We start from the raw sequence: 26,606 nt of genomic DNA on the forward strand, positions 1-26,606 counted from the left end.
ACTTTTTTAAAGTCATCACCTTAGCGGGTGAGGGCGTTTTTGTTCGTCAATCAATCAAATTTGAGCCGGTTCACACTTTTCAATGAAAATTGCAGATCTTTTTCATGATGAGTTATGTAGACTGGCCGCCATTTATCTTGAGGCACACGTACTACATGACTGAATTCGAAACCACTTTTTCTGATCTGGGGCTGAAGACTCCTATCCTTGAAGCCCTTAACGATCTGGGTTACGAAAAGCCATCTCCGATCCAGGCCGAGTGTATTCCGCACCTGCTTGGTGGCCGCGATGTTCTGGGTATGGCCCAGACAGGCAGCGGCAAAACCGCAGCGTTCTCATTACCGCTGCTGAACAACCTTGATCCTGAATTGAAAGCGCCGCAAATCCTGGTGCTGGCCCCGACCCGCGAACTGGCGGTTCAGGTTGCTGAAGCAATGACGGACTTCTCTAAACACATGCATGGCGTAAACGTGGTTGCCCTTTACGGCGGCCAGCGTTATGACGTGCAGCTGCGCGCCCTGCGTCAGGGCCCACAGATTGTTGTGGGTACTCCAGGCCGCCTGCTTGACCATTTAAAACGCGGTACGCTGAACCTGTCCAACCTGAGCGGTATGGTACTGGACGAAGCGGATGAAATGCTGCGCATGGGCTTCATCGAAGACGTTGAAACCATCATGGCGCAGATCCCGGAAGGTCATCAGACCGCCCTGTTCTCCGCCACCATGCCGGAAGCGATTCGCCGTATTACCCGCCGCTTTATGAAAGAGCCGCAGGAAGTGCGCATTCAGTCCAGCGTGACCACTCGTCCGGACATCAGCCAGAGCTACTGGACTGTATACGGCATGCGTAAAAATGAAGCGCTGGTGCGTTTCCTGGAAGCGGAAGATTTTGACGCGGCGATTATTTTCGTGCGCACCAAAAACGCGACCCTCGAAGTGGCCGAAGCGCTGGAGCGCAGCGGTTACAACAGTGCCGCGCTGAACGGCGACATGAACCAGGCGCTGCGTGAGCAGACCCTGGAGCGCCTGAAGGATGGTCGTCTGGATATCCTGATCGCCACCGACGTTGCGGCCCGTGGCCTGGACGTTGAGCGTATCAGCCTGGTCGTTAACTACGATATCCCGATGGATTCAGAATCTTACGTGCACCGTATTGGCCGTACCGGTCGTGCGGGACGTGCGGGTCGCGCGCTGCTGTTCGTTGAGAACCGCGAGCGTCGTCTGCTGCGCAATATCGAACGCACCATGAAGCTGACCATTCCGGAAGTAGAACTGCCGAACGCAGAACTGCTGGGCAAACGCCGCCTGGAGAAATTCGCCGCCAAAGTACAGCAACAGCTGGAAAGCAGCGATCTGGATCAGTACCGCGCTCTGCTGGCGAAAATCCAGCCGACTGCAGAAGACGAAGAGCTGGACATCGAAACCCTGGCTGCCGCGCTGCTGAAAATGGCGCAGGGCGAACGTCCGCTGATCCTGCCGCCGGATGCGCCGATGCGTCCGCGTCGTGAGTTCCGTGAGCGTGACGATCGTTTCGAACGTCGCGGCGATCGTAACGATCGTGGTCCGCGTGGCGACCGTCCTCAGCGCGAGGGTGAAGATCGTCCGCGCCGTGAGCGTCGTGACGTTGGCGACATGGAACTGTATCGCATTGAAGTGGGTCGTGATGATGGCGTTGAAGTCCGTCATATCGTTGGCGCGATTGCTAACGAAGGCGACATCAGCAGCCGTTACATCGGTAACATTAAACTGTTTGCGTCCCACTCCACCATCGAGCTGCCGAAAGGTATGCCGGGCGAAGTTCTGCAACACTTCACCCGCACGCGTATTCTCAACAAACCGATGAATATGCAACTGCTGGGCGACGCGCAACCGCGTCCGGATCGCGGCGGTGAACGTCGTGGCGGCGGCGCTGGCCGTGGCGGTTTCGGTGGCGAGCGTCGTGAAGGCGGTCGTAGTGAAGGCCGTCGTTTCAGCGGTGAACGCCATGAAGGCGGCGCAGGCCGTAGCTTCAGCGGCGAGCGTCGTGAAGGCGGCCGTGGCCCGCGTCGTGAAGATGGCGCTGCACCGTCCCGTCGTCGTTTCGGTGACGCATAAGGTTTAAACGCCTTACGCTTTACACGCTGTAAAGTTTAATAAACAGTCCCGATCAAATGATTGGGACTTTTTTTATCTGGTTTGTACTCATGTACTGGTACAATGACGCGCCCGCTTTCGGGATCCGCTCGTTAATACAGGACATAACATGGCAACCCTTTCCACCACCAGCGTATCGCCCTCCATTCTGGGCGGCATTGTTATTATTGCCGGCACCATCATCGGCGCAGGGATGTTTTCTCTGCCAGTCGTGATGTCAGGCGCGTGGTTTTTTTGGTCGCTGGCGGCGTTAGGGGTGACCTGGTTCTGTATGCTGCATTCCGGCTTAATGATCCTCGAAGCAAACCTCAACTACGCACCCGGTGCCAGCTTCGATACCATGACCAGAGATCTGCTCGGCAAAAACTGGACGTGGATCAACGGCCTCTCCATCGCCTTTGTGCTGTATATCCTGACCTACGCCTATATCTCGGCGAGCGGTTCGATACTGCATCACACGCTGTCAGAAATGTCGCTGTCATTTTCTCCCCGGCTGGCGGGGCTGATCTTTGCCTTGATCGTGGCGTTTGTGGTCTGGCTCAGTACCCGTGCGGTGAGCAGGATGACGGCGATTGTGCTGGGCGCGAAGGTGATCACCTTCTTCCTGACGTTCGGCAGCCTGTTGGGCCACGTTGAGCCCGCCACGCTGTTTAACGTCGCGGAACCACAGCCATCCTACCTGCCGTATTTGCTGATGACGCTGCCGTTCTGCCTGGCATCCTTTGGCTATCATGGTAACGTGCCGAGCCTGATGAAGTATTACGGCAAAGATCCGCGCACGATTGTGCGATGCATTGTGTGGGGAACGCTGATTGCGCTGGCGCTGTATACCATCTGGCTGCTGGCGACCATGGGGAACATCCCGCGTCCGGCATTTATTGAGATTGCCCAAAAGGGCGGCAATATAGATGTACTGGTTCAGGCGCTGGCGGGCGTGCTCAACAGTAAGACGCTCGACCTGCTGTTAATCATCTTCTCTAACTTTGCGGTCGCCAGCTCGTTCCTCGGCGTCACTCTGGGCCTGTTTGATTACCTGGCGGATTTATTCGGCTTCGATGATTCCGCGCTGGGGCGTTTCAAAACCGTGCTGTTGACCTTCGCGCCGCCGATTGCGGGCGGCATGCTGTGGCCGAACGGATTTTTGTACGCCATCGGCTATGCCGGGTTGGCTGCGACTATCTGGGCCGCAATTGTACCTGCGCTGCTGGCCAGAGCGTCGCGCAAGCGCTTCGGCAGCCCGCTGTTTCGCGTCTGGGGTGGGACGCCGATGATCGTGTTGATCCTGATCTTCGGTATCGGCAATGCGCTGGTGCATCTGTTATCGACGGCGAACCTGCTGCCGGTTTATCAATAAAAAAACGCCCTCCCTGTGGAGGGCGCTCTGTTACAGCGATTCGCGAACCTGCATCGCTAAATCGAAGGAGTGGAGACGGGCCTGATGATCGAAAATCTGCCCGTTAACCATGATTTCATCGGCCTCGGTTTCCCGAAGAATCGACAGCAAGCCGTGACGCACTTTAGCCTTATCGCCCACCAGCGACATGCCCAGCGCCTGCTGGACGCCGTACTGCTCCGCCGGGCTCCAGATCTTCTCCATGCTTTCTACCGGCGGCGGCAGCTGTCCGGCCTCGCCGCGGCGCAGCTTCACAAATGCCTGCTGCATTGAGGTAAACAAAAACTCCGCGTCGCGATTGCTGTCGGCAGCCACGATATTGATGCACACCAGCGCGTAAGGTTTATCCAGCCGTTCGGACGGTTTGAACTGAGTACGATACAGATGCAGCGCCTGGAACAGCATGTCCGGCGCAAAGTGCGAAGCAAACGCGAAAGGCAGCCCCATCTGAGCCGCCAGCTGCGCGCTGTACAAGCTGGAGCCTAACAGCCACAGCGGGATTTTCGCGCCGTAGCCCGGCACCGGCCGCACGGCAGGATGCGGATCGCGCGCATCAAACCATTCCACCAGTTCGTTCACGTCACGCGGGAAGTTATCAATATCGCCACTCATATGACGACGCAGCGCCATCATGGTGCGCTGATCGCTGCCCGGCGCGCGGCCCAGCCCCAGCTCAATACGGCCAGGATACAGCGCATCCAGAGTACCGAACTGTTCGGCAATCACCAGCGGAGAGTGGTTGGGCAGCATCACGCCGCCGGAGCCCAGGCGCAATGTGGTGGTGTTCGCAGCAAGATAGCCGATCAGCACCGACGTCGCCGCGCTGGCGATGCCGGTCATATTGTGGTGTTCAGCCAGCCAGTAGCGGTGATAGCCGCGCGCTTCGGCAAGTTTGGCTAAATCCAGAGAATGATGAAAAGCGTCCCGGGCGCTGAGCCCTTGCGGGATCGGGGCCAGGTCAAGCAAAGAGAAAGGTACAGTTGATTGCGTGGTCATAGCAGCTCACTTTGTCACAGCACTGTTTCAGATTAAAGGTCTGCCTCCGGCGCGTATGCGCCAGAAAGCTGTACCTTTTAATACTGCATTAAAATCCGCTGATTGCTGTTAACAAAGTGAGCTTTTTTCAGGCCTGTAGCTCAAGGCCGGCCAGACGACGCCAGTAACCGTTACAGTCGCTGTTGGCTTCCAGCGCCAGCGGCGCAGCGCCCGCCTCATTGGCGCGAAAGGCGTTTAGCATGTCGATCGTGTCTGTGCCCATCGGCGAAAGCCGCACCACATCCACCAGACCCTGCATAGAGGTTAACTCATTGCCAAGGTTGTAGACGTAGCCGCTCATGGTTTGAATGCCGTTCAGCACAAACACCTGCTGGCCTTCCTGGGAATGGACCAGCCGCCCATGGGGATACTTGATACAGCAGGTTTCGCATTCATCTTTAGGCCGATCTTCTGACCGCGCGGTAAAGCAGCGGGCGGAGTAGGCCAGCGGCAGATGGCCGTAGCTCAGCACTTCCACCTCGAACTGCCGGCGAATACCCAACTCTTCGCACTGGGTCAGTAAATTCGCCAGCCAGTCGCGGGAGAGCTCCACGGGCATACACCAGCGCATCATGCCCTGTTTCGCCAGGCGACGCAGCGTGACGGCGTTATAGCAGTTGAGCGCATAGCTGGCGACAAACGGCAGCCCGCGTTCCCAGGCCATATTCACGGTGCCGAAGTCGCTGGCCTCAATCAAAAACTCGCCGTTTTCGACATAGCGCTTCAGTTCGTTAAGCTCCGAGGGCGCCTGGACCAGCGCTAAGGTGGAGATGACGACCTGTTTGCCGCTGGCTGCCACGGTTTTCGCTATCTCCAGCCAGTCGCCAACTTTGGTGTCTCGGCGCTTGCTGCACACCGACTCGCCAAGATAGACGATATCGGCGTGGCTGTTGGCCGCAGCCTGGTAAAACTGTTCCAGCGTCGCTTTCGGCCAGTACCAGAGCACTGGCCCTAATGAATATTTCATTGCGGTTCCTTTACTGCCATTTGCGGTGATACGCGCCGAGCGTGGTCTGCGTGCCTTCGGACATCGCGCCGAGGGTATCCATCCAGGCTTGCTGCGGCTGGAACTGTTGCGGATTCGCCATACAGCGGTCGATGGCCTGACGCCACACTTTCGCAACCTGGCTGACGTAGGCCGGGCTACGCTGGCGGCCTTCGATTTTCACCGAGGCGATATTGGCAGCCAGCAGTTCCGGTAGCAGCGCCAGCGTATTGAGGCTGGTGGGTTCTTCAAGGGCGTGGTAGCGCTGTTCGTCAACCAGATAGCGCCCTTTACACAGTGTGGGATAGCCCGCGTTTTCTCCTTCCTGATAGCGGTCGATTAGCACGTCATTGAGGCGAGATTCCAGCCCCTGGGGCGTCTGCTGCCAGCGCACAAAACGCGCCGGTGAGCAGGCGCCGACGGTGTTGGGCGATTCGCCGGTCAGGTAAGAAGAGAGATAGCAGCGGCCTTCCGCCATAATGCACAGGCTTCCAAAGGCAAACACTTCCAGCGGCACCGGCGTCACGCGCGCCAACTGCTTAACCTGATGGATAGACAGCACGCGCGGCAGCACGACCCGCGCCACATCAAAGTTACGCTGATAAAAACGGATCGCCTCTTCATTGGTGGCGGATGCCTGTACCGAGACGTGGCGCTCCACGTGCGGATAGCGCTCGGCGGCGTACTCGAGCATCGCGATATCCGCCAGAATCAGGGCGTCGGCTCCGGATTGCGCCGCCATATCCACCGCGCGCTCCCAACGCTGATAGCCATCAGGATGGGCAAAGGTGTTAATCGCAATATGCAGCTTGCGGCGGTGTTGATGGACCACATTCACCGCTTCCTGAAGTTTCTTATCAGTAAAGTTGAGGCCTGCAAAATGGCGGGCGTTGGTATCGTCTTTCAGGCCGATATAAACCGCATCAGCCCCGTTTTCGATAGCCGCTTTCAGTGCCGGCAAGTTTCCGGCAGGACACAGCAACTCCATAGAATTTCCTGAAGGTGAGGGGGCGGACATAAAAGTCGCCATATTGTTAATGAACGGCGATTTTAGTTAACCTGGCCGGGACAAGATTTGATTTGAGGCAGTTAAAGGCGTATTGGTGAAAGCAATAAAGGGGTAATCAAAACGTTTAAAATCTTGATTTATGCCGCTATGTGCCAGGAACGATGTGGCACAATAATGGGTCGATATTTATCAAGGAGTAGAGCTCGTGTTAGATCAACTGCGTTCGCGCCTGGTTCGTCTTGGCCCCTCACTGATGAGGACGCCCGTTAAGCTGGCGCCCTTTGCTCTGAAACGACAGGTTCTTGAGCAGGTGCTGGCGTGGCAGTTCCGTCAGGCGCTTGAAGAAGGGGAACTTGAGTTCCTTGACGGGCGCTGGTTATGCATTGAAGTACGGGATATCGGCCTGCGATGGTTTACTTCGGTGGAAAACGACCGGCTGGTGGTGAAAGAAGATGCCCCGGCTGACGTCAGCTTCAGCGCCGATGCCAGCGATCTTTTAATGATTGCCGCACGCAAACAGGACCCGGATACGCTATTCTTCCAGCGCCGGTTAATTATTGAAGGCGATACCGAACTTGGTTTGTATGTTAAAAACCTGATGGACGCCATTGAACTGGAGTCGATGCCGAAACCGCTGCGCATCATGCTTCTGCAACTGGCTGACTTCGTCGAAGCGGGTCTGAAAGACCAGCCGTCGACAAAAGCAACCTCAGTAGGTGAACCATGCTAATTCGTGTAGAAATACCCATAGATGCCCCCGGTATTGACGCGCTGCTGCGCCGGACGTTTAAAGACGGCGGCGAGGCGGATCTGATTCACGATCTGCGTGAAGACGGCATGCTGACGTTAGGTTTGGTGGCTACCGATGATGAAGGACAGGTGGTTGGCTATGTCGCGTTCAGCCCGGTGAGCGTGCAGGGTGAAGATCTCCAGTGGGTGGGCCTTGCGCCGCTGGCGGTAGAAGAATCGCTGCGTGGTCAGGGTCTGGCGCGCCAGCTGGTTTACGAAGGGCTCGATTCCCTGAATGAATTTGGCTACGCCGCCGTGGTAACGTTGGGCGATCCGGCGCTGTATGGCCGTTTCGGTTTTGAACTGGCCGCGCATTACGATTTACACTGCCGCTGGCCGGGGACGGAAGCGGCATTCCAGATCCATCCGCTGGCCCCCGATGCGCTGAAAGGGGTAAGCGGTCTGGTGGAATATCACGAGCACTTCAATCGTTTCTAATCGCAGGCGCTGGTAAATCTGGAAACAGATCCGCCAGCGCGATTTCTCCCGCCACCAGCCGCTCTTTTTCCCGCTTCGGCAACTGCTTAATACGATACTCAATGCGCAGGGCTTGTGAGCGCTCACCAACTTGTTGAGCGAACACCATGGTTAACGCGCCTTTGCCCCGCAGCGATCGCGCGCCTTTACCGGTCTGATGCTGAAGCAGACGGCGTGTGGTATCGGTCGTGATACCGGTATACAGTCGATTGTCGGCGGTACGAATCAAATAGAGAAACCAGCAGTTCATAAAGCGTATCTGGACGGGAATTTTGCCGCACCTTATCACGCTTTTCCGGCACCGACACTGTGGTAATGTGTGGGCAAACCATTTTCGGAGGCGTTATGGAAGCACTGGAAGCCATCAGCCGCTGGCTCGCTAAACAGCATGTGGTGAGCTACTGCGTGGCGAACGATCAGGATATGTGGTGCGCGAACGCGTTTTACCTGTATTGCCCGCAGGCAGTGGCGTTTTATCTGCTGAGCGATCCGCAAACGCGTCACGGGCAAATCAGCGGCGGCAAAGCGAGAGTGGCGGGCACTGTAAGCGGGCAGACAAAAAACGTGGCGTTAATACGCGGCGTGCAGTTTAAAGGCGAAATTACGCGGCTGGAGGGTGATGCGTCAGCACAGTTTCGCGAGCGCTATAACCGACGCTTCCCAATAGCCAGAGCGATGTCAGCGCCGGTCTGGTCAATCCGGCTGGATGAACTGAAATTCACCGACAACACCCTGGGCTTTGGCAAAAAACATATCTGGCAGCGTTAACCGTTAGCTGCCCAGCAGGCGTAGCGCCTCGCGGTTAAACGCCGGTAAATCATCCGGAGTACGGCTGGTGACCAGTTGGTCTTTATCGACCACCACTTCCTGGTCGAAAAACTCTGCGCCCGCGTTTTTCACGTCTATCACGATGGGCGTTACCGCCGTCAGCTTACGGCCACGGATCACGTCGGCGCTGATCAGCAGCTGTGGACCGTGACAAATCGCGAATACCGGTTTGCCGCTCTCAACAAATTCACGGGTAAAATCGACAAAACGGCTGTCACCGCGCAGATAATCTGGCGAATGGCCGCCCGGCAGTAATAGCGCATCGAATTCAGCAGGTTTTACGTCATCAATGCCTTTATCGATAGTCACCTGAGCTTCGCCTTTTTTGCCTTTTACGGTATTCCCGGCTTGCTTCTCGATGGTGATCACTTCATGGCCCGCTTTTTTGAATTCTTCCGCCGGGGAAGTGAACTCGGAATCTTCGAACTCGTCGGTAATCAGGACTGCAATCTTCTTGCTCATGTTTACTCCTCAGTTCGTTTTAGACACACCTAATCACTGAAAATAGTGAATACTGACTATTAAGCCTGGTTGAAGGGCATGGCTTTGCAACACGGATTAATCTGCAAGGGGGAAATAATGAGCCGGGTATTGATTACGGGGGCCAGCGGTTTAGTTGGCGGACATTTACTCAGGCTACTGAACGATGAGCCGCGAATTGAGACTATCGTTGCGCCCAGCCGCAGGCCGCTTGCGCCGATGAAAAAGATGTTTAACCCCCACGATCCGCAGCTTACGGATGCGTTAGCCCAGGCCACCGAGCCGGTGGATATCGTATTCTGCTGTCTTGGCACCACCCGGCGCGAGGCGGGCAGCAAAGAGGCATTTGTCCATGCCGATTTTACCCTGGTGGTTGATACTGGCCTGACGGGGCTACGCCTTGGCGCAACGCATATGCTGGTGGTCAGCGCGATGGGCGCGAATGCCCATTCGCCGTTTTTTTACAATCGGGTCAAAGGCGAGATGGAAGAGACGCTGCGCGCGCAGGGCTGGCCGCGTTTGACCATCGCCCGGCCATCGATGCTGCTGGGGAATCGCAATAAAAAACGCTTTAACGAATCGCTGTTTGCGCCACTGTTCGGCCTGCTGCCAGGGAAATGGAAGTCGATTCATGCCCGGGACGTCGCGCTGGCGATGTTTCAGGATGCGATGACGGGAGGGAAACCTGGCGTGACGATTCTGGACTCTGCTGAACTGCGGGAAAAAGCGCAACTGGCGGCGCGGTAGATGAGGCGCCCGCCAGGAGTAGCGGGCGCAAATCGTTATTTAATATAGGTAAACGCAGTGGTGACGTGCTTCACGCCGCTCACATGGCTGGCGATATCGGCAGCCGCTTTGCCTTCGCGGTCCGTTACCAGGCCCAGCAGGAATACTTCGCTGTTCTCGGTGGTGACTTTCACGTTAGAGGATTTCACCAGATCGCTTGCCAGCAACTGGGAGCGTACTTTGGTAGTGATCCAGGTATCGGTGGAGGCGGTTCCCAGGCCAATCGGCTGGCCCTGGCGCACTTCGTTATACACCTCAGTGGTGCCTTCCACGCCCATGGCGATCTGTTTGGCACGCGACGCCAGCTCGGTATTCGGTGCCTGACCGGTTAACAGAACCTTGCCCTGATAAGCGGTCACGTTGATGCGTGCCTCTTTCTTGATCTGCTCATCTTTGGATAACGCGCTATTGACCCGTAGCTCCAGCGTTCCGTCGTCGACCTGAGTGCCGACCGAGCGCGGATCGGTGGCGGCTTTAGTACCTACCGCCGCAGTTCCGACAACCGCAGCAGCAACGCAACCTTGTAATAGCAACGCGGCAATAAGGACGGCGAGGGGCGAAAATGCCTTCATGTGTACTCCTTAATCATCCTGGTGAGGAAAAAGCGTGTTATCTATCAAATCGCACAGACAGTTCACCGTCAGCATATGCATCTCCTGAATACGCGCGCTGCGGTGAGAGGGGATACGAATCTCCACATCCTGCGGTCCCAGCAAACCCGCCAGTTCGCCGCCGTCGTAACCGGTAAGGGCGACGATGGTCATATCGCGGGTGACGGCGGCTTCTACCGCCTTGACGATATCCCGGCTGTTGCCGCGGGTGGAGATTGCCAGTAATACATCGCCCGCATGGCCTAATGCGCGAACCTGTTTGGCATAAATCTCTTCATGCAAACGGTCGTTGGCGATGGCTGTTAAGACCACATTATCGGTATTTAGTGCAATCGCGGGTAAACTGGGGCGCTCGGTTTCAAACCGGTTGATCATACTGGCGGCAAAGTGTTGGGCGTTCGCAGCGGAGGTGCCGTTGCCGCAGCACAGGATTTTGTTGCCATTGAGTAAGGACTGAACCAGCGTCATTGCCGCACGAGAAATGGCATCCGGAAGGGCTTCAGCAGCAGCAATTTGAGTTTGAATGCTTTCCGTAAAGCAGACTTTGATTCGTTCTAACACAGTGATCCTTTAAAAATACGTCAATTGATTAATGGGCGGAAAACGCGTTCTCAATCCACTCGACTTCATCGCCGGTGAAGGCTAACACATCGAACCGGCAATCCACAGTATCAAAACTCTCAGACTGACGGGCGAGCCAGCCGCGCGCGGTTTGTAATAATTTATGTTGCTTGGCCTGGGTCACGCTGGCGGCCGCCCCGCCAAAATAGCCGGAGCGGCGATAACGCACCTCGACAAACACGATGACGTGGCGGTGTTGCATGATCAAATCAATCTCACCCCAGCGCTCGCGCACGTTTGCCGCGACAAAACGCAATCCCTTGCGTTCCAGCCACAGGCGCGCCCGGTGCTCCCAGGCTGCGCCCTGCTGTAAATTTAATTTGCCCGCACCACTTGTCCCTGCTGGTATTTGAGCCATGTTAACTTCCTGTTGATCACGCAATCGCCATCGGCGGTCAGCGTGCCGGTATTGCCGTTGAGCTGGAAGCCCTGCACCTGCCGCATTTGCGAGAAGTGGTTCGCCAGCGACCAGGCGTCGACGCCCATGGCGTACAGCCGCGCCAGCGAATAGTCGTTATTCACTGCGGCCAACGCCTGCTGCTGTAAGCCCGGGTTATCCCCGGCCAGCATCGGGATTTCGCTAAACTGTAGCCCTTCCATTTCCAGACGGAAGTCCGGCCCGGTATTGCCCTGCGCGCTGCGTGAAGAGGCATACAGCGTCGCGCCGTTATGGCTGCCGGTGCGCATTGCGATCATCGGTTTGATTAAGGCGATTTCATCCTGGCTTGCCACAATGTAAACCGCATCCACATTGCCGCTGCTGCCGGCAGTGATTTGCGCATCCGTCGGCGGAGCAGGGATGGTCAGCCCGCCGATGGTGGTCGCCTGCTGAGACGGCAGGCTGGACGCGACCGGCGAGCCGGTTAAGGCAATCCCGGAACCACTGTTGATGCCCATCTTCAGTTCCGATACAGAGCCGAATTTTTGCTGTAACACCGTACCGCCGCCCAGATGCTGCCACTGTTCGGCAAACGCGCGCGTCACGCGGTCGCCCAGCGCGCTGCGCGGCACCAGCAGCAGCGGATTACGTTGGCCCTGCTGCCAGATATGGTCTGCGGCGTCACGCGCTTCGTCTTCCGGTGAGAGGGCGAAATAGCAGATGTTGGCGCGATTTTGCACGTTCTCTGGTTCATTCATCGCCAGCACGTTTAATGGCGTGTTGCTGCGCACCAGTTCGTCAACGTTAGGCTTCAATAACGGCCCAACGACAATACTTGCGCCGTCCTGCTGCACCTGGTTGAGCACCTGATTAAGCGGCTGGCTGCTGGTATCGTAGACTTTAATCTCCGCGCCCGGATTGGCCGGGGCGTTGGTGGCGGTTTGCGTCTCTGAAGTTTGTGGCGCAACTGCCGGCACGGCGGCATCCTGGGTTAAATCGTTAACGCTGGCGGCGGCCGGGCTTGCCACGCCGTCCGCGTTGGCCGGTTGTTCCGCAGTCTCAGCGGCAGGTTGCTCCGCCATCGGCGTTTGCGGGGCGTTGACCGGGCTCACGCCGCTATTTTTCGCCGCTTCAAAGCCCTGCTGAATGGCGCGGCCAAAGACGGCGGCCTGGCCATTCAACGGCAGCAGCAGAGCGATTCGCTCCGCCGAGGCGGGTTTGAAATTCTGGATGTTGACCAGTTGAGTCGGCAGTAACTTCGCGCCCGGGTTCTGCGGATAACGGGTCTGCCAGTCCTGAATACCCGCCTTCAGCATGGCGGGGTCGCTGCGGTTATCGAACCACATGCGTTGTAGATCGAGCCAGCCGCGCAATACGTTCTCATCCGCGTTAATCACCAGCGCGTTAGCGTGATCGGGCGTCATGGCAGAGAGCGTTTGCCAGGTGGCATCAATGTTTTTTTGCTTATCGGCAGGTTTCAGCAGCGGCTCCTGAGCGATGAGCGCGCGCAGCAGTTCCAGCGAAGGACGGCCCTGGCTGGCGTCAATCTGCGCCTGGTAATAACGCGCTTTTTGCGCGTCGCTAAAATCCGATGTATCCAGAGAGGCCAGTTGAGCGGCGGCGCCCTGGTAGTTTTTGTTCGCGAGGATCAGCTCGACATCAAGCAGGCTACGCTCACGGCGCTGTGCATCATTAAGATTTTCAGGGAGCTGTTGGTATAGCTCGGTGGCCTGCTGGCGCTTACCTTCCTGAATCAGGGCACGTATCGCGAGTAATTGCCAGTTGGTCTTGGTATCATCCGAGCTCTGCTGCATTTGCTGTAAGTAGTAAGCAGAATTCGCCTGCGCTTCACCTTGCATATGCGCGGTGCTTTGATCCGGCGCCTGGGTGCCGCAGCCGGCAAAAAGCAGCGCGGCGAGCACAACAGGCAGGCAGCGCGCGGCTTTAGAACGTATTAAGGTTGACGGTACCATACTGTATCCAGTGAGATTTTTTTTAATCAATATTCAATATTAAATCGGCAATACGGACTAAACAATGAAACAACACGATTCCACCGAGAATTCTCAAGGCCAGCTCTATATTGTCCCCACGCCAATCGGCAATCTTGGGGACATCACCCAGCGTGCGCTCTCGGTGTTGCAGTCGGTTGACCTGATTGCTGCTGAGGATACGCGCCATACTGGCTTATTGCTGCAACACTTTGCCATTTCCGCGCGGTTGTTCGCATTACACGACCATAATGAGCAACAAAAAGCGCAAACGCTGCTGGCAAAATTGCAGGAAGGGCAAAGTATTGCGCTGGTTTCCGATGCGGGCACGCCGCTGATAAACGATCCGGGCTATCACCTGGTTCGCACCTGTCGCGAAGCGGGGATCCGTGTGGTGCCGCTGCCAGGGCCGTGCGCCGCCATTGCCGCGTTAAGCGCAGCGGGGCTGCCGTCTGACCGCTTCTGCTACGAAGGCTTTCTGCCTGCGAAATCCAAAGCGCGCCGCGATGCGCTCAAAGCCATTGAGCAGGAGCCGCGCACCCTGATTTTTTACGAATCCACTCACCGTTTACTGGAGAGTCTGGAAGACATTTGTACCGTACTGGGTGAATCGCGTTATGTGGTGTTGGCCCGGGAGATCACCAAAACCTGGGAGTCGATTCACGGCGCGCCCATCGGCGAGCTGCTGGCGTGGGTGAGGGAAGATGAAAACCGCCGTAAAGGTGAAATGGTGCTTATTGTCGAAGGCTTCGACGTGCAGGAAGAAGCGTTGCCCGCCGATGCGCTGCGTACCCTGGCGCTGCTGCAGGCTGAGCTGCCGTTAAAGAAAGCGGCGGCGCTGGCGGCAGAAATCCACGGCGTGAAGAAAAACGCGCTGTATAAATATGCGCTGGAGCAGCAGACGCAAGCGTGATCTTGCGCTGCTGCACGAAGGAAACCGGGCTTGAATCCCGGTTTCTCACACTACCATCATCTTTGCGCCGCTGTTATTCAGCAGCATCTTATCTTCTTCGCTAATCCCGTCATCCGTAATGATGACGTCAATTTTGTCCATCGGAATGACCTGGTTAAAGCCGCGTCGATTGAATTTTGAAGCATCAAGCACGGCAATCACGCGGTGCGCGGTTGCCGCCATCACTGCGCTGATGGAATAGCCTTCGTTAAACGTAGTGATGCCATTCGTGGTATCAAAGCCGTCGGCCCCGACAAACATTAAATCGGCGCTGATCCCCTGCAATGAGCGCTCGGCAATCGTGCCGTGCATCGAATGGGTTTTATGGCGTACCGTGCCGCCGCACACCACCAGGGTGATGTCTTTATTGTCGGAAAGGAGATAGGCGGCAGGCAGGTTATTGGTGATCACCGTAATATTGGCGCGTTTCACCAGCGCTTCGGCGATCAGTAACGTAGTGCTGCCGCTGTCGAGGATCACGGTCATGCCTTCTTCGATCATTGCCGCTGCGGTTTGCGCGATGCGTTTCTTCGGATCTTTCGCCAGCTGATAGCGCGCTTCGAGCAGCACTTCATGGTTATCGCTTTCGGCAGCATTATTGCCCGGCTTCGCCGCGCCGCCGTGAAAACGCGTCACCAGACCTTTTTCTTCCAGCAGGCGCAGATCGGCGCGGATCGTGACTTCCGAAATGCCAAAGGTATTCGACAGGTCGAGCACCAGAACGCTGCCGTGGGCGTTGACCATTTCGACTATTTTGTTGCGTCGTTCAAAGGAGTTCATCTTTTCAATCCTTAAAAATAATTCCCCTTAGTGTAATCGAAAGCGTTTTGAAAGGTTAGCGTTGCATTTCGAAAGGCAGTGAGAGCCAGCGTCAACGTTGGCTCGGGTTTACCTTCTGTGGTCACAACAGATGGCTGTGCACAGAGCTGATTTTCAACGCTGGCACAGCCTGGAGGGATCCCGTCTGCCTTTCCCACGGGCAATGCGTGGATAAAGTCTGATTCTTATTCCGTCAGAAGCTGAACAGCGCGTCACTACTTTCTCTGCCCCTGCGCCTGAGAGCAATCGCCGCAGAACTTACTCTGATTGCCTGAATCAGGGGGGCGATGCCCCCGCTGTTTAAATGGACGATTGTGAAGCCGTCAGCGCCGCTTCCTTTTCTGCAGCGATAAAGGCCCTGGCTCTACGCCAGGTTAAAAATACGCCAGCCGCGTAAACCACGGCGATAACGCAAAATCCAACAATATTTTGCCAGGTAAAAAGCTGGATCAGCAGCCAGGTAATCGGCGAACCGCCCTGATCCATCGACGCGACCATACCGCCTGCTTTAAGCGCGCCCGCATTGGCGGCAAGCTGGGTATGTAACCCAATGGTTTGCGTGGCGATCCACAGGGTGATGCACATAATAATGATGCCGGAAATCAGGGTACGGAACAGATTTCCCTGATGTACCGCCACTGCCATTGCCACAAAGAAGCCGATGGTTGCGAGGTCGCCAAATGGCAGCACCTGGTTACCGGGAACCGCAATGGCAATCAAAATGGTCAACGGAATAAATATCAGGCTGGCGGATACCACTGAGGTCTGGCCGAGCAGCAGTGCCGGGTCGAGGCCAATCAAAAACTCCTGACCGCCAAATTTAGCCTGCAGGCGTTTGCGCGCGTGTTTCGCGATGGGGGTTAAGCCATCCATAATTGGTTTAATCACGCGGGGCATTAGCAGCATGACGGCGGCGGTTTTCACCGCCAGTTGGAGCACGCCTTTGGCGTCATAACCGGCCAGCAGTCCAATCAGAATACCCATCACAAAGCCTACGGTAACCGGTTCGCCAAAGGGACCAAACCGTTTCTGGACATCATCAGCGCTAAAGTGGATCCGATTCAGGCCCGGCACTTTTTCAATCAGCGTATCGACCAGCACGGCGATTGGCCCCAGATAAGCGGATGTACCGTGCGGGATCGCCATACCTTCCAGGCCGAAGTAGTCGCGCACGTCTTTAGCAAACCAGTCTCCGAGCTTGTAAATAAAGGCGGCATGGACCACAACGCCGAGAATGCCAATCCAGTATGAGCCGGTCGCCAGATGCAACAGCGCACCGGTAAAGGTCATATGCCAGATATTCCAGATATCGACGTTAACCACGCGGGTCATACCCGTCACTAGCATGATGATATTAACCGCAATGGCGATCGGAATAGCGACCAGCGCGATTTGCGAAGCCCAGGTCATTGGCGATGAGCCGGGCCAGCCGACATCCACCACGCTCAGGTTAATGTCGAAGTTCTCCGCCATCGCTTTCGCGGCGGGCCCGATAGAGTCAAGCATTAAGCCGATAACCAGCCCGATCCCAACAAACCCAATGCCGATATGCAGACCCGATTTAAAACTGTCACCGAGCTTCATGCCCAGCAGCAGGGAAAAGATAATGATCACCACCGGCAGCATTACCGTCGGGCCGAGATCGAGGATATAACGCATGATGTCGTTAAACATGATTTCTACTCCTCCAGAATAGCCAGAATTTTTTGTTGTAATGCTTCGATACCCACGCCGGAGACAAACGGCATGCCGTGCACCACAGGTATATCGCCAAAGGTCCGATCGACTCGCGCAGTAGTACAAATCAGATCGGCCCCTTCCATGTAAGTCTCGATCTCGGTTACACGACACTGCACCAGATCGAGTTCAATACCCTGTGCCGCGCACAACTCTTTAATTTCTTCGGCTGCAAGCGTTGATGTCGCCACTGCGCCGCCACAGGCGACAATCACTTTTCGTTTCATAACATTTTCCTTTTTTAGAATGACGAAGCCGCGTTGGGCTGCGGTTCGACCAGCGTTTCCCAAAATGCTTTACCGAGCTCTGTTTGTGGGGTATTCAGCAGTGCCTCTACGCGCTGCGGGTTTTGCAGACCGCTAAATAGCTGGCGCAGCAGCCTGAGTTGGGCATCCGGATTTTCAACGACCAGCGCAATGATCAGCGGCACGGCAATGTCACCGTCATCATCTGCGCGCTGAAAACTGACGGGCTTATCCGGGCGGATCAAGTAAATAGCGGGCGAGATAGCGTGGATGGCTTCGCAGTGCGGAATGGCGACCGCATGCTGCTCCAGAGCAATGCCTGTCGGGAACAAGGCTTCCCGTTGTTTTAGCGCCTGCGGATAGCTTGTTTTCACTACACCTTTTGCCAGCATTTCCGCACCAATGTGCTCAAGCGCCTCATTGCTGCTGGCAAAGTGGATACCGGTACGAACGAACAGTTGGGTCATGGCTTTCTCCTCTGGCGGTGCCAGTTCGCGGTTGTCTTTGGTTTATTCAGGGCAAAGAAAGCCCACCAGCAATACGATAAAATTGCTGTTATTCAGTCGATTAACGTTATTTACGGATCGCGGTTCTGGATATTTGCTGGTCAGTATTAAACCGCGGTCGAGTGCAAGAAATAGCGCGCAACGTTTTCTTCGCGACAGACCGCAAAATGATTTTTCAATGTGGAAGCAAACGCGCGTTTTGGCACCCAACTGCCTGGAAACGCCAACCGCATTTTGTCAGTGCATCTGTTTTGCGAAATGAATGACATATCCTTTCCTTTGTCTTTCGATATATTTCTTTTGAAAGGAATTTAATCATTTTCGTTTTTAGTAATTGTGATCTGCGTTCACAAAGGAAAGTTATCGAACACATTCGGAATATGTACCAGGAATGAACAGGAAAATGCTGAAAAATCGATAGGCAGGGGGCGGCAGTAAAAAAAAATGCCAGCACGGTGGCTGGCATAATGGCAAAGGAAAGAGAAAAGGTTTATCAGGTTACAGGGGCCGGATTGAACACCGCCAGCTGGTTATGTAAACCCCACTGATCGGAGAAGGTTTTCTTGCGCCCGCTCGCGACATCCAGAATGAAGTGGAACAGTTTCCAACCCACCTGCTCAATGGTCTCTTCACCGGTGGCGATAGTGCCTGCATTGATGTCCATTAAGTCGTACCAGCGATTCGCCAGCTCGGTACGGGTTGCCATTTTAATCACGGGCACGGCCATCAGGCCATACGGCGTACCGCGACCGGTGGTGAACACCTGCACGGTGATGCCGGAGGCCACCTGCTGGGTGCCGCACACAAAGTCGCTGGCCGGGGTGGCGGCATAAATCAGGCCGCGTTTGGTCGGGCGTTGGCCCGGCGACAGCACTTCCACGATCGCGCTTTGGCCGGATTTCGCGATAGACCCCAGCGCTTTTTCCACCACGTTCGCCAGGCCGCCTTTTTTGTTGCCCGGGGATGGGTTGGCGCTGCGATCGGTTTTGCCCATGTCGAGATAATCATCGTACCAGGCCATTTCTTCCAGCAGGCGCTTACCGACCTGCTCGTCCACGGTGCGCGGCGTTAACAGATGGATAGCGTCGCGGACTTCAGTGACTTCCGAGAACATTACCGTGCCGCCGCAGCGTACCAGCAGGTCGGAAGCGTAGCCTACCGCCGGGTTGGCGGTCACGCCGGAGAACGCGTCGCTGCCGCCGCACTGCATCCCGACAACCAGTTCAGAAGCCGGACAGGTTTCGCGTTTGCGCTGGTTGAGTTTTTCCAGATGGCGCTCGGCGACGCGCAGAATATCGTCCACCATGGAGCGGAAGCCTACGTGCTGCTCATCCTGCAAACGCACAATACTGGCGTCATCGACCGCGATGGCCTGCACGTCTTCGGTACCCTGCAACAGGCGTTCCGGCTGCAGTTTTTCGCACCCCAGGCCAATCACCATCACTTCGCCGCCAAAGTTGGGATTCAGCGCGATATTGTGAATGGTTCGAATGGGGATCACCGCCGCCGGGGCGTTAATCGCCACGCCGCAACCGTAGAGATGGTTCAGGCCGACCACGCCGTCTACGTTCGGGTAACGCGGCAGCAAATCGCGCTCGATGATTTTAATCACGTAATCCACCACGCCCGCCACGCAATGCACGCTGGTGGTGATGCCGAGCAGATTTTTAGTCCCTACGCTGCCGTCCGCGTTGCGGTAGCCTTCAAAGGTATAGCCTTCCAGCGGCGGTAGCGGCTCCGGTACTTTGGTCGCCAGCGGCAGGGTATTCAATGGCGGCGCCTTCGGCAGTTCCACCAGGGATTCTTCAATCCAGCTGCCGCGCGGAATATCTTTTACGGCATAGCCAATCACTTCGCCGTAACGGATGATTTCGCCATGCGCGGGAATATCGCGTAGCGCGACTTTATGGCCCTGAGGAATATGTTCAATCAACTCAAGACCATCCGGGAAACGGGTGCCCGCTTTTAAGCCGTAATCATTCACAATGATGGCGACGTTATCAGTGTCGTGCACTTTAATATAAAAAGCGCCGGGCGGTTGTTGTTTAATTTCAATATTAGCCATTGTCCAGTATTCTCCGCGTGCTCAAGGCATGGTTAATAAATTAAGGAATATTATTTTTATCGGTATAAAGCCGTAATGATGACAAGAATGTCAGGTGTTCAAAAATAAAAATGTAACGCAGATCACCAGACGCCGCGAAGCCAGCGCTGACAAGGGCGGCAATGATTAAATCTGTGGATTAGCGCCCATGAAGTTGGGCTTAGGCAAAACAAAAATGATATTTAGCAATGTTTTGTTGTGCAAATGCATGATGCGAGGTTGGAGGGTGCTGTTTATACTGACCCATAACGTAATGGTGTGAAATTAATATCCCTTAATAACATTAAAAATATAAATACCACTTCCGCACCGATTGAATTTAATTCCGAATAGAGTGCCTGAGCCAGAGGTAAATAATATGATGCTTGATACCGCCAGTGAAACAAAAAAGGGTATGCATACCCGATATTATATATTGCTGATTATTTTTATTGTTACTGCAATTAACTACGCCGACCGCGCTACCCTGTCAATCGCCGGGACCGAAGTGGCGAAAGAGCTTCAGCTCAGCGCGATTTCCATGGGTTACATCTTCTCCGCGTTCGGATGGGCCTACCTGCTGATGCAAATTCCGGGCGGTTGGCTGCTTGATCGCTACGGTTCGAAGAAAGTGTATACCTACAGCCTGTTCTTCTGGTCGCTGTTTACCTTCCTGCAGGGGTTTGTGGATATGGTGCCGCTGGCGTGGGCGGGCGTATCGATGTTCCTGATGCGCTTTATGCTCGGCTTCTCTGAAGCGCCCTCATTCCCGGCCAACGCCCGGATCGTGGCGGCCTGGTTCCCGACCAAAGAGCGCGGCACGGCTTCGGCGATTTTTAACTCGGCGCAATACTTCTCGCTGGCGATCTTCTCGCCGCTGCTGGGTTGGCTGACTTTCGCATGGGGCTGGGAGCACGTCTTCACCGTGATGGGCGCGATTGGCTTTGTGCTGACGTTTATGTGGGTCAAATTTATCCATAACCCGACCGACCACCCGAACATGTCTGCGGCTGAGCTGGAGTTCATCAAGAAAGGCGGCGCCGTGGTCGATATGGACCACAAAAAAACCAGCACGGATAGCGGCCCTAAACTGCATTACATCAAGCAGATGCTGACCAACCGCATGATGCTGGGCGTATTTTTCGGCCAATACTTTATCAACACCATCACCTGGTTCTTCCTCACCTGGTTTCCAATTTACCTGGTACAGGAAAAGGGCATGTCGATTCTGAAAGTGGGGATGGTGGCGTCTATCCCGGCGCTGTGCGGATTTGCCGGCGGCGTGCTGGGCGGCGTGTTCTCGGATTCGCTGATTAAACGCGGCCATTCGCTGACGCTGGCCCGTAAGCTGCCGATTGTGCTGGGCATGCTGCTGGCATCGACCATCATTCTGTGTAACTACACCGACAACACCGTGCTGGTGATTGCCCTGATGGCGCTGGCGTTTTTCGGTAAAGGTTTTGGCGCGCTGGGTTGGCCGGTGATCTCCGATACCGCGCCGAAAGAAATTGTCGGCCTGTGCGGCGGGGTATTCAATGTGTTTGGTAACGTTGCCTCTATCGTCACCCCGCTGGTGATTGGCTATCTGGTGAGTGAGTTGCACTCCTTTAACGCTGCGCTGCTGTTCGTGGGCTGTTCCGCCCTGATGGCGATGGTTTGCTACCTGTTCGTGGTCGGCGACATCAAGCGTATGGAACTGCAGAAATAAGCATCGATGACATTAAGGTAAAGAGAATGAGCGCTATTTTCCCTAACAAATTCAAGGCCGCGCTGGCGGCTAAACAGACCCAAATCGGCTGCTGGTCCGCCCTGGCGAATCCGATCAGCGCCGAGGTGCTGGGTCTGGCAGGTTTTGACTGGATCGTGCTGGACGGCGAACACGCGCCGAACGATGTCACCACCTTTATCCCGCAGCTGATGGCGTTAAAAGGCAGCCACAGTGCGCCGGTGGTTCGCGCGCCGACCAACGAGCCGATCATCATCAAGCGTCTGTTGGATATTGGTTTCTACAACTTCCTGATCCCGTTTGTGGAAACGGCGGAGGAAGCGGCGCAGGCGGTGGCGTCCACCCGCTATCCGCCGGAAGGCATTCGCGGTGTATCGGTTTCTCATCGTGCCAACATGTTTGGCACCGTGCCGGATTATCTGACCGAATCGAACAAGAACATCACCATCCTGGTGCAAATCGAAAGCCAGCAGGGCGTGGATAACGTTGACGCGATTGCCGCGACCCACGGCGTGGACGGCATCTTCGTCGGCCCGAGCGATTTGGCCGCCGCGCTGGGCCATCTGGGTAACGCCAACCACCCGGACGTGCAGCGCGCCATTCAGTACATTTTCGAACGCGCCAAAGCGCACGGCAAACCGGCAGGCATCCTGGCGCCGGTTGAAGCCGACGCCCGTCGCTATCTGGAATGGGGCGCGACCTTTGTTGCCGTGGGCAGCGATTTAGGCGTGTTTCGCTCCGCCACCCAAAAACTGTGTGACGCTTTTAAAAAATAACCACCCCCGTAATTAACGAGAGAGATTAACGCTATGACACTGAAAGTTGGTTTTATTGGCCTGGGCATCATGGGTAAACCAATGAGTAAAAACCTCATTAAAGCCGGTTATTCCCTGGTGGTTGCTGACCGCAATGCCGAGGTGATTGCTGAAGTCGTTGAGGCTGGCGCCAGCACCGCGACCACCCCGAAAGAGATCGCCCAGCAGTGTGACGTCATCATCACCATGTTGCCGAACTCCCCGCACGTCAAAGAAGTGGCGCTGGGCGAAAACGGCATCATCGAAGGCGCGAAGCCGGGCACCTTGGTCATCGACATGAGCTCCATCGCGCCGCTGGCGAGCCGTGAAATCAGCGATGCGCTGAAAGCTAAAGGCATCGACATGCTGGACGCGCCGGTGAGCGGCGGCGAACCGAAAGCCATCGACGGTACTCTGTCGGTGATGGTTGGCGGCGATAAAGCGATTTTCGACAAGTATTACGATCTGCTGAAAGCCATGGCGGGTTCCGTGGTTCACACCGGTGACATCGGCGCGGGCAACGTCACCAAACTGGCGAATCAGGTGATTGTGGCGCTGAACATCGCGGCGATGTCTGAAGCGCTGACGCTGGCGACCAAAGCGGGTGTAAACCCGGATCTGGTTTACCAGGCTATCCGCGGCGGCCTGGCAGGCAGTACCGTACTGGACGCGAAAGCGCCGATGGTGATGGATCGCAATTTCAAACCGGGCTTCCGTATCGATCTGCACATTAAAGATCTGGCGAACGCGCTGGATACCTCTCACGGCGTGGGCGCACAGCTGCCGCTGACCGCGGCGGTGATGGAGATGATGCAGGCGCTGCGTGCCGATGGTCATGGCAACGACGACCACAGCGCGCTGGCGTGCTACTACGAGAAACTGGCGAAGATCGAGATCACCCGGTAATAAAACAGGGCGCGGGGACGCGCCCTTGGTTTCACGCCCCGCACGGCAAGAAGGGCTTAATAATGATGAAAATTGTAATAGCACCAGACTCTTATAAAGAAAGCCTTCCTGCTGCTGAGGTAGCCCAGGCCATCGAAAAAGGATTTCGGGAAATTTTCCCTGACGCTCAGTATGTTCGCGTACCGGTTGCCGATGGCGGCGAAGGTACTGTGGACGCCATGATTTCGGCGACTGACGGCAGCAAAATTACCACCCAGGTGACCGGCCCCATGGGTGAGCGCGTGAATGCCAGCTGGGGTATTTCGGGCGATAAAAAGACTGCTTTTATCGAAATGGCGGAAGCCAGCGGGCTGTCGCTGGTTCCACTGAACTTACGCAACCCGTTGATTACTACCTCGCGCGGCACCGGGGAGTTGATCCTCCACGCGCTGGATAACGGGGCGCGCAATATTATTATCGGCATTGGCGGCAGCGCCACCAATGACGGCGGCGCAGGCATGGTGCAAGCGCTGGGCGCAAAGCTGACGGATGCGGCCGGTAAAGAGATCGGCCACGGCGGCGGCAGTTTAATCGCGCTGAACAACATTGATATTTCCGGTCTCGATCCGCGCCTCGCCGAATGTTCGATTCGCGTTGCCTGTGATGTCACGAATCCGCTGGTGGGCGATACCGGCGCATCACGGATTTTTGGCCCGCAAAAGGGCGCGACGGAAGCCATGATCGTTGAGCTCGATCGTAATCTCGGCCATTTTGCCGATGTGATCAAAAAATCGCTTCGCGTGGACGTGAAAGAGGTACCGGGCGCAGGTGCGGCGGGCGGTATGGGGGCTGCGCTGATGGCGTTCCTGAACGCTGAGTTGCGCAGCGGGATTGAGATCGTCACCGAGGCGCTCAACCTGGAAGAACATATTCACGATTGCACGCTGGTGGTGACGGGCGAAGGGCGTATCGACAGCCAGAGCATTCACGGCAAAGTGCCGGTAGGCGTGGCGAATGTGGCGATGAAGTACCACAAGCCAGTGATCGGCATCGCAGGCAGCCTGACGCCGGACGTTGGTGTGGTGCATCAGTACGGCATCGACGCGGTATTCAGCGTGCTGACCAGCATCGGTTCGCTGGAAGAGGCGTTAAAGAACGCGTTTGAAAATATCTATCGCGCCTCGCGCAACATCGCCGCGACGTTGAACGTGGGGATGCATACCGCGCCTTAAGGCGTGACAGAGAGGCGCAAACCCTCTATACTCCGCGCCGAAGCTGACCAGACAGTCGCCGCTTCGTCGTCGTCCTCTTTCGGGGGGAGACGGGCGGAGGGGAGGAAAGTCCGGGCTCCATAGGGCAGGGTGCCAGGTAACGCCTGGGGGGGAAACCCACGACCAGTGCAACAGAGAGCAAACCGCCGATGGCCCGCGCAAGCGGGATCAGGTAAGGGTGAAAGGGTGCGGTAAGAGCGCACCGCGCGACTGGTAACAGTTCGCGGCACGGTAAACTCCACCCGGAGCAAGGCCAAATAGGGGTTCACAAGGTACGGCCCGTACTGAACCCGGGTAGGCTGCTTGAGCCAGTGAGCGATTGCTGGCCTAGATGAATGACTGTCCACGACAGAACCCGGCTTATCGGTCAGCTTCACACATAAAGAAACCCCGCTTCGGCGGGGTTTTGCTTTGTCTGAAGCAGGGAAAGATGAATGACTGTCCACGACACTCTCTATGAAAAGAACGCGGCTTATCGGTCAGCTTCACACCTTAGAAACCCCGCTTCGGCGGGGTTTTGCTTTTTCAGCATCTCGCTACACTGTCCATTTTTACAGGACGGCGCATCCGACCTTGACCAATGACAAAGCGGCTAAGATCTTCGCCTCTTTATAATCAGGCCCGTTTGTCTTCACAATGGTCACCATCATGGCTTATCAACTGAATCTTAACTGGCCCGAGTTTTTAGAAAAATACTGGCAAAAACAACCTGTAGTGTTGAAAAATGCCTTCCCCAATTTTGTCGATCCGATTACACCGGACGAACTGGCAGGGCTGGCGATGGAACCCGAAGTGGATAGCCGCCTGGTCAGCCATAAAAATGGCCAATGGCAAGCCGCCAACGGGCCATTCGAGGATTTCGATAACTTAGGCGAGACCGGCTGGTCGCTGCTGGCCCAGGCGGTGAACCACTGGCATATGCCTTCCGCAGAGCTGGTAAAGCCGTTCCGCGTATTGCCTGACTGGCGGCTGGACGATTTGATGATCTCGTTTTCCGTGCCGGGCGGCGGTGTGGGCCCGCATATCGATCAGTATGATGTGTTTATCATTCAGGGCATGGGCAGCCGCCGCTGGCGCGTGGGCGATAAACTGCCGATGCGCCAGTTCTGCCCGCATCCGGCGCTGCTGCATGTCGATCCTTTCCCGCCGATCATCGATGAAGATCTTGAGCCGGGCGATATTCTGTACATCCCACCGGGATTCCCGCACGACGGTTTTACCCATCAAACCGCGCTTAACTACTCCGTTGGTTTTCGTGGGCCAAATGGCCGCGATCTGATCAGCAGCTTCGCGGACTATGCGCTGGAAAACGATCTCGGCGGCGAGCATTACAGCGATCCGGACTTAACCTGCCGGGAACATCCGGGCCGCGTTGAGGAATACGAACTGGATCGCCTGCGCGACATGATGATCGCCATGATCAACCAGCCGGAAGATTTCAAACAGTGGTTTGGCCGCTTCGCGACAACGCCGCGCCACGAACTGGATATCGCCCCGGCAGAACCGCCGTATGAGGTGGACGAAGTGGTGGGCGCTCTGATGGATGGCGAAACGCTGACGCGCCTTAGCGGGCTGCGGGTACTGCATATTGGTGACAATTTCTTCATTAACAGCGAGAAGCTGGAAACGGTCGATCCGCAGGCTGCGGATGCGCTGTGCCGTTACACCCTGCTCGGTAAAGAACAGTTAGGTGCGGCGCTGGCGAATCCGGCGTTTGCGGCCGAGCTAACCGGGTTGATTAATCAGGGCTACTGGTATTTCGACGAATAACCCTGCGCGCTCGGGGAGGGAAACAGGCCGTAGCACCTCGTGCTGCGGCTTTTTTTCTATTTATCCGCCACTAACCGGTTGAGTCGATACCGCCGTCAGCGACAACCCCGCGTGGTGTGATTAACCCCACGCGGGTTAGTGAGTATTACTGCTCTTCTTGCTCAAGCCGCTGTTCGGCGCCGCTGACAATGGCTTCAAGCTCGGTGAGCATCTCTTCATAGCCCCATTCCTGGCGTTTTGGCGATTCTTGCTCTTTTGACGCAGCGGTTTGCTGCGCGTTTCCTTTGTGTTTTTTCATATCA

General features: G+C 56.0%; 28 protein-coding genes and 1 other RNA gene. 14 read left to right on the forward strand and 15 right to left on the reverse strand.

Going from position 1 to position 26,606, the window contains the following annotated elements:
• Window positions 1–82: 82 nt before the first annotated feature.
• From yrbN to mtr, 3 genes are all read left to right on the forward strand, one after another.
• Window positions 83–163: a protein YrbN gene (gene yrbN, locus GV764_RS14175; protein ID WP_121497548.1), complete on the forward strand. Its 81-nt coding sequence runs from the start codon at window positions 83–85 to the stop codon at window positions 161–163.
• Entirely contained in the window at window positions 156–2,093 is a 1,938-nt protein-coding gene (locus tag GV764_RS14180) for a DEAD/DEAH family ATP-dependent RNA helicase (protein ID WP_161660705.1), read from the forward strand. Before yrbN ends, GV764_RS14180 begins: the two co-directional genes overlap by 8 nt.
• Window positions 2,094–2,241: 148 nt before the next feature.
• A complete protein-coding gene (gene mtr / locus GV764_RS14185; protein ID WP_161660706.1) occupies window positions 2,242–3,486 on the forward strand; it encodes a tryptophan permease in 1,245 nt (414 codons plus the stop codon).
• A 30-nt stretch (window positions 3,487–3,516) separates the two neighbouring features.
• Here the strand turns inward: mtr and GV764_RS14190 are convergent, their stop codons facing one another.
• The 3 genes from GV764_RS14190 to ubiU all read right to left on the reverse strand — a co-directional run bounded on the left by GV764_RS14190 (window position 3,517) and on the right by ubiU (window position 6,533).
• The gene (locus GV764_RS14190) at window positions 3,517–4,521 is read right to left on the reverse strand and encodes a luciferase-like monooxygenase (RefSeq protein WP_161660707.1); all 1,005 of its coding nucleotides are present in this window, start codon (window positions 4,519–4,521) and stop codon (window positions 3,517–3,519) included.
• A gap of 127 nt (window positions 4,522–4,648) precedes the next feature.
• A complete protein-coding gene (locus GV764_RS14195) occupies window positions 4,649–5,527 on the reverse strand; it encodes a U32 family peptidase (protein WP_161660708.1) in 879 nt (292 codons plus the stop codon).
• Between the two features lie 10 nt (window positions 5,528–5,537).
• Window positions 5,538–6,533: a ubiquinone anaerobic biosynthesis protein UbiU gene (gene ubiU / locus GV764_RS14200; RefSeq protein ID WP_161660709.1), complete on the reverse strand. Its 996-nt coding sequence runs from the start codon at window positions 6,531–6,533 to the stop codon at window positions 5,538–5,540.
• Window positions 6,534–6,759: 226 nt separating this feature from the next.
• Between ubiU and ubiT the strand changes: the two genes are divergently transcribed.
• Together ubiT and GV764_RS14210 are read left to right on the forward strand one after the other, a co-directional pair.
• Window positions 6,760–7,284, forward strand: coding sequence for a ubiquinone anaerobic biosynthesis accessory factor UbiT (ubiT, locus tag GV764_RS14205; protein WP_161660710.1), 525 nt, complete (start codon window positions 6,760–6,762; stop codon window positions 7,282–7,284).
• Window positions 7,278–7,781 (forward strand): GNAT family N-acetyltransferase, encoded by a 504-nt coding sequence (locus tag GV764_RS14210; RefSeq protein ID WP_151603340.1) that lies wholly within the window; start codon window positions 7,278–7,280, stop codon window positions 7,779–7,781. The genes ubiT and GV764_RS14210 overlap by 7 nt, the downstream gene beginning before the upstream one ends.
• Here GV764_RS14210 and GV764_RS14215 read toward each other — a convergent pair.
• A complete protein-coding gene (locus GV764_RS14215; RefSeq protein WP_161660711.1) occupies window positions 7,768–8,070 on the reverse strand; it encodes a GIY-YIG nuclease family protein in 303 nt (100 codons plus the stop codon). The two genes, GV764_RS14210 and GV764_RS14215, sit on opposite strands and share 14 nt — an antisense overlap.
• Before the next feature lie 95 nt (window positions 8,071–8,165).
• Here GV764_RS14215 and GV764_RS14220 point away from each other — a divergent pair, with 95 nt between their 5' ends.
• Window positions 8,166–8,588 carry a YhbP family protein gene (locus tag GV764_RS14220; protein ID WP_161660712.1) on the forward strand — a complete coding sequence of 141 codons (423 nt, stop codon included), beginning with the start codon at window positions 8,166–8,168 and terminating at the stop codon, window positions 8,586–8,588.
• A gap of 3 nt (window positions 8,589–8,591) precedes the next feature.
• Here the strand turns inward: GV764_RS14220 and GV764_RS14225 are convergent, their stop codons facing one another.
• A complete protein-coding gene (locus GV764_RS14225) occupies window positions 8,592–9,110 on the reverse strand; it encodes a type 1 glutamine amidotransferase domain-containing protein (protein WP_161660713.1) in 519 nt (172 codons plus the stop codon).
• Between the two features lie 117 nt (window positions 9,111–9,227).
• Here GV764_RS14225 and GV764_RS14230 point away from each other — a divergent pair, with 117 nt between their 5' ends.
• Window positions 9,228–9,875, forward strand: coding sequence for an NAD-dependent epimerase/dehydratase family protein (locus tag GV764_RS14230; RefSeq protein WP_161660714.1), 648 nt, complete (start codon window positions 9,228–9,230; stop codon window positions 9,873–9,875).
• Window positions 9,876–9,910: 35 nt separating this feature from the next.
• Here GV764_RS14230 and dolP read toward each other — a convergent pair whose 3' ends face one another.
• Genes dolP through GV764_RS14250 form a run of 4 tightly spaced genes read right to left on the reverse strand, consistent with a single transcriptional unit; the run spans window position 9,911 to window position 13,498 of the window.
• Window positions 9,911–10,486: a division/outer membrane stress-associated lipid-binding lipoprotein gene (gene dolP, locus GV764_RS14235; RefSeq protein WP_125294271.1), complete on the reverse strand. Its 576-nt coding sequence runs from the start codon at window positions 10,484–10,486 to the stop codon at window positions 9,911–9,913.
• Window positions 10,487–10,495: 9 nt separating this feature from the next.
• Window positions 10,496–11,086 (reverse strand): DnaA initiator-associating protein DiaA, encoded by a 591-nt coding sequence (diaA, locus tag GV764_RS14240; RefSeq protein WP_125294272.1) that lies wholly within the window; start codon window positions 11,084–11,086, stop codon window positions 10,496–10,498.
• Between the two features lie 28 nt (window positions 11,087–11,114).
• Complete coding sequence (locus tag GV764_RS14245; protein ID WP_161660715.1) at window positions 11,115–11,504, reverse strand: YraN family protein; 390 nt, start codon at window positions 11,502–11,504, stop codon at window positions 11,115–11,117.
• Complete coding sequence (locus tag GV764_RS14250; protein ID WP_161660716.1) at window positions 11,462–13,498, reverse strand: penicillin-binding protein activator; 2,037 nt, start codon at window positions 13,496–13,498, stop codon at window positions 11,462–11,464. The genes GV764_RS14245 and GV764_RS14250 overlap by 43 nt, the downstream gene beginning before the upstream one ends.
• Window positions 13,499–13,562: 64 nt before the next feature.
• Here GV764_RS14250 and rsmI point away from each other — a divergent pair, with 64 nt between their 5' ends.
• Window positions 13,563–14,429, forward strand: coding sequence for a 16S rRNA (cytidine(1402)-2'-O)-methyltransferase (gene rsmI / locus GV764_RS14255; RefSeq protein ID WP_161660717.1), 867 nt, complete (start codon window positions 13,563–13,565; stop codon window positions 14,427–14,429).
• Window positions 14,430–14,474: 45 nt separating this feature from the next.
• On the opposite strand, the gene GV764_RS14260 is transcribed toward rsmI, so the two are convergent.
• The 5 genes from GV764_RS14260 to garD all read right to left on the reverse strand — a co-directional run bounded on the left by GV764_RS14260 (window position 14,475) and on the right by garD (window position 19,840).
• On the reverse strand, window positions 14,475–15,248 hold the full coding sequence (locus GV764_RS14260) for a DeoR/GlpR family DNA-binding transcription regulator (RefSeq protein ID WP_161660718.1): 774 nt from the start codon (window positions 15,246–15,248) through the stop codon (window positions 14,475–14,477).
• Window positions 15,249–15,587: 339 nt separating this feature from the next.
• Window positions 15,588–16,961 (reverse strand): galactitol-specific PTS transporter subunit IIC, encoded by a 1,374-nt coding sequence (locus GV764_RS14265; protein WP_161660719.1) that lies wholly within the window; start codon window positions 16,959–16,961, stop codon window positions 15,588–15,590.
• A gap of 5 nt (window positions 16,962–16,966) precedes the next feature.
• Window positions 16,967–17,251 carry a PTS galactitol transporter subunit IIB gene (gatB, locus tag GV764_RS14270; RefSeq protein WP_125294279.1) on the reverse strand — a complete coding sequence of 95 codons (285 nt, stop codon included), beginning with the start codon at window positions 17,249–17,251 and terminating at the stop codon, window positions 16,967–16,969.
• A 14-nt stretch (window positions 17,252–17,265) separates the two neighbouring features.
• Window positions 17,266–17,736: a PTS galactitol transporter subunit IIA gene (gene gatA, locus GV764_RS14275; protein ID WP_161660720.1), complete on the reverse strand. Its 471-nt coding sequence runs from the start codon at window positions 17,734–17,736 to the stop codon at window positions 17,266–17,268.
• A 532-nt stretch (window positions 17,737–18,268) separates the two neighbouring features.
• Entirely contained in the window at window positions 18,269–19,840 is a 1,572-nt protein-coding gene (gene garD, locus GV764_RS14280) for a galactarate dehydratase (RefSeq protein ID WP_161660721.1), read from the reverse strand.
• 397 nt (window positions 19,841–20,237) lie between these two features.
• Here garD and GV764_RS14285 point away from each other — a divergent pair, with 397 nt between their 5' ends.
• The 6 genes from GV764_RS14285 (at window position 20,238) to GV764_RS14310 (ending at window position 26,304) form a co-directional block, all read left to right on the forward strand.
• Entirely contained in the window at window positions 20,238–21,566 is a 1,329-nt protein-coding gene (locus GV764_RS14285; protein ID WP_161660722.1) for an MFS transporter, read from the forward strand.
• A 26-nt stretch (window positions 21,567–21,592) separates the two neighbouring features.
• Entirely contained in the window at window positions 21,593–22,360 is a 768-nt protein-coding gene (gene garL, locus GV764_RS14290) for a 2-dehydro-3-deoxyglucarate aldolase (RefSeq protein ID WP_161660723.1), read from the forward strand.
• Window positions 22,361–22,393: 33 nt separating this feature from the next.
• Entirely contained in the window at window positions 22,394–23,284 is an 891-nt protein-coding gene (garR, locus tag GV764_RS14295) for a 2-hydroxy-3-oxopropionate reductase (protein WP_161660724.1), read from the forward strand.
• Window positions 23,285–23,349: 65 nt separating this feature from the next.
• Entirely contained in the window at window positions 23,350–24,495 is a 1,146-nt protein-coding gene (gene garK / locus GV764_RS14300; RefSeq protein WP_161660759.1) for a glycerate 2-kinase, read from the forward strand.
• A 39-nt stretch (window positions 24,496–24,534) separates the two neighbouring features.
• Window positions 24,535–24,913, forward strand: an RNA gene (gene rnpB / locus GV764_RS14305) — RNase P RNA component class A.
• A gap of 269 nt (window positions 24,914–25,182) precedes the next feature.
• Window positions 25,183–26,304 carry a JmjC domain-containing protein gene (locus tag GV764_RS14310; protein ID WP_161660725.1) on the forward strand — a complete coding sequence of 374 codons (1,122 nt, stop codon included), beginning with the start codon at window positions 25,183–25,185 and terminating at the stop codon, window positions 26,302–26,304.
• Window positions 26,305–26,449: 145 nt separating this feature from the next.
• On the opposite strand, the gene GV764_RS21990 is transcribed toward GV764_RS14310, so the two are convergent.
• Window positions 26,450–26,602 (reverse strand): hypothetical protein, encoded by a 153-nt coding sequence (locus GV764_RS21990; RefSeq protein ID WP_201743194.1) that lies wholly within the window; start codon window positions 26,600–26,602, stop codon window positions 26,450–26,452.
• Between the last annotated feature and the right edge of the window lie 4 nt (window positions 26,603–26,606).

The sequence above is a fragment of the Atlantibacter hermannii genome (assembly GCF_009907385.1).
Taxonomy (GTDB): domain Bacteria; phylum Pseudomonadota; class Gammaproteobacteria; order Enterobacterales; family Enterobacteriaceae; genus Atlantibacter; species Atlantibacter hermannii_A.